This window comes from Salinibacter sp., assembly GCF_036626415.1.
GTDB lineage: Bacteria > Bacteroidota > Rhodothermia > Rhodothermales > Salinibacteraceae > Salinibacter.
Map to the genome: position 1 here is coordinate 1 of NZ_JAZKRW010000219.1, position 2,978 is coordinate 2,978.

Genomic DNA, 2,978 nt, shown 5'->3' on the forward strand with positions numbered 1-2,978 from the left:
CCCCAGAGGCTGTCGTTGAAGCTGCCCACCCTCTCGTTGTCGAGGGCGTCGTCTATCGTGTAGCGCACCTCAAAGGCCGTGCTGACCCCCAGGTCCTCGTTCACCATGTACTCTACGCCGACACTGCCCCCGCCCAGCAGCGAGGCCGTATTGGTGAGGCGGTAGGGCTCGGGGAACTGCGTGACGACCCCGCCGGACGCCCGCAAGAACGGCGTAAATTGGGCGCGCGGCGCAAAGTAGTACGTCATGTTCAGCTCCGTCGAGAGGACTGTTTCCCCGAAGTCGCCGGCCGCGCTGATGCGTCCGGCGGTGTTTTGCAGGCCCAGGGCCCAGCGCGGGGACAGTGGGTAGCGGAGGGCGAGCGCCCCGGACGGATTGAACGAGGTGCCCTGCACGTCTCCCTGCAGGATGTTGCCGCCGCCGCCCACCTCCACGCCAAGGCCCGAGCGGTTGTCGGGCTGCAGCAGGCGGTCGAAGTAGTCGCGCTGAGCGGCCCGCGCCTTGCTCTCCTCGTAGCGGTCGATCACGGCCCGCGCCGCCGCCGTGTCGGCGGGCGAGAACAGCCCGTCGCGCATGCCCTCAATCGTGAGGTCGCGCACCGCGGCGTCGATCGCCTCGGTGACGGCCAGCGTCTTCGGCTCGTTGTACGAGATGCCGGCCTCCGTCTCCAGGAACAGGTTCGGCGCGATAAACCGCGTGGCGCTGCCCTGTAGCTGCTGGGAGATGATGGTCTTGGTGGTGTGGACGGTCTTCAGCACCTCGCCCGTCTGGGTGGACACGGCGCGCAGGTAGACGGTGACTTGGTTCCGCCGGTACTCCCCGGAGCCGCCGATGGAGAAGAGCCGGAAGCCGCCCCCGCCCGAGATGACGTTGGAGTCGAACCCGATGATGCCGCCCTCCAGCAGGATGCCGGCGAAGAGGAGGGGGGAGAGCGGCTGGGCCCGGTCGCCCTCGTACTGCTGGCGGATGGAGCGGATGATGTCGCGCTCCTGGGTCAGGTTCGAGAGCCCCTTCCGCTCAATGGGCCGGAACCAGTCCGAGTCCGCCAGGGCGTCCATCAAGATGGCGGTGCCGCCCTGCGTGACGGCCCGCGAGAAGGTGGAGCCGCGCTCCTTCCGCTTGTACTGGCCCGTCTGGTCCCGGAACTGGTAGACGGCCGTCACGACCGGGCTGGCCGGCTGCGGGAGCATCGTCATGGAGTCGTGGACGGTGCTCTCAAGGCCGGGGTGGGCGTCCCGCGTCTCGAACGCGGGGTCCATGGAGGCGCACCCTCCCAGAAGGAGGATCGCGCCGGTGAGAAGGGCGAGGAGCGCAGCGGAGGAACGTCGACGGGGCATCGGTGGGCGGTGGCGAAGACAGAGCAAGACGTGCAGCGACTGTGGAGGCGAACGGACGCCGTGTGCGGAGGGCGCGCCGGCGGCGGAGTCCCGTCGGCAGAATGGTCCCTCCGCGTGCACCCCTACATGAGGCAAATAACGGACCAGAAATCAAAGCGTCCAAGACAGGGGGAAGAGACAGGGCGGCCGTGCCGACACGAGAGACGTGTGTCGGGGCGATTGCGAGGCCTGCGGAAAGAAAGGGGGCTTCGCCCGGCGTCAACCGTCCGGACATCCTTGCGGGCACAGTCCGGGAATGACGCTAGAACCGCGGCACCTCGACGGTGGTGCTCTCGCCGGTCTGCTTGTTGAAGACGCGGATGTTGATGCCGCTCGGCCCCGGCGTCACGTCGACCGTGAACCGCTCGAAGTCAAACGAGCCCTCCTGCGTGAGGTCGATGTCGCCGAACCGGTTCTGAATAACTTCGCGGGACAGCTGATTCAGCACCTGCCGCTGCAGGCGCTGCTCAAAGTTCTGGAGCGGATCGTCGCGGAAGCGGTCGAAGCCGCCGCCGCCCTCGAACGGGTTCTGGTTGTTGGCCGTGTTCAGCAGGAACTGCGTGTTGCCGGGGGAGCCCCCAAAAGCCGGGTTGATCGGCTGGTACACGAACTCCTGCCCGTGGGCCGCGGTGGGCCCGCCGAGACAGAGACTGAGCAGGCTCACGGCGAGAAGAGATCCCAGAGTGCGGGTGACGGTCGTCATCGGACTGTGGTCGGTGGTGCGAGTGAGCACGTCAGCATGTGGTGGATCGTCGAACAGAGGGCGTCCCCAAGAGACAGTCCGGTCAGTAGACCTCGCGCGGCTCGTAAAACTCGCGGAGGTAGTACCGGGCCCGGGCCGCGGCCCGCTGCGCCGCGCGTTCGATCTGGCGGTACCCGGGCCGAAGCTGGCCCTGATACACTGCCGTCTCGCCCACGGAGACCCGGATCTGTGAGCCGAACTGGGGGAGCGGCCGCTCGGCGATGAGAATGGTGAAGCTGGAGGCGTCCTCCGGCTTGGTCCAGTGGGTGTGGAAGGCGTCCTTAAAATCTCGCCCGATCACCGAGTGCGTGCGGTCGATGATGAGGCCGGCGACCGAGATGCCTTCCTTAACGCCCGACGACATCCCGCCCGACGATGACGCCGTCCGGGCTCGCCGATCCGCCCGTGCACCCGACCCGCCCGACGACGCGGTGCGTGCCGAGGCAGTTCGGGGCTCCTCCGGCGTGGCGTCCGCATCGGCGGCAGGAGTCGGGGCCGGAGTGTCGGGTGCCGCGACGGGGGCTTCCGCGTTGCCCTCGGCCCGGACGACCAGCGTGTCGAGCTCGGCCTCGTACACCACGACCACCGGATCCGCCTTGGCGACGTAGACCGTATCGTCGACCACCCGCGACGCGCTCCACGGCGACGCCTCCGCGGAGAGAACGCCCCCGATCGAGAGGAGGGCTCCAAGTATGAGCACCAGCGAGCGAGTCATCGATGGACCGAATCTACGTGTCGGCGGGAGTATCGTGTCTGTTTGGTGTAGAACAATTTCAGGGACGCCCTTCCGGTTCCGTTCTTCCGCCCGTATTTATCGATTGGAGAACGGTTATCAGATAGTTTGATCCAAAAGATTATTT

3 protein-coding genes are annotated in these 2,978 nt (G+C 67.1%); all 3 read right to left on the bottom strand.

Annotated features, from left to right (window positions below):
* A partial coding sequence (locus V5A20_RS13850; RefSeq protein WP_332327626.1) for a CsgG/HfaB family protein occupies window positions 1-1,337 on the bottom strand: 1,337 nt, incomplete at its 3' end.
* Between the two features lie 301 nt (window positions 1,338-1,638).
* Complete coding sequence (locus tag V5A20_RS13855) at window positions 1,639-2,109, bottom strand: curli assembly protein CsgF (RefSeq protein ID WP_332316792.1); 471 nt, start codon at window positions 2,107-2,109, stop codon at window positions 1,639-1,641.
* Window positions 2,110-2,161: 52 nt separating this feature from the next.
* A complete protein-coding gene (locus V5A20_RS13860; protein WP_332327627.1) occupies window positions 2,162-2,833 on the bottom strand; it encodes a CsgE family curli-type amyloid fiber assembly protein in 672 nt (223 codons plus the stop codon).
* Window positions 2,834-2,978 lie beyond the last annotated feature (145 nt).

Excerpts from the sequence above, each read along its gene's own strand:
- V5A20_RS13860 (WP_332327627.1), bottom strand. The coding sequence starts at position 2,833 with ATGACTCGCTCGCTGGTGCTCATACTTGGAGCCCTCCTCTCGATCGGG.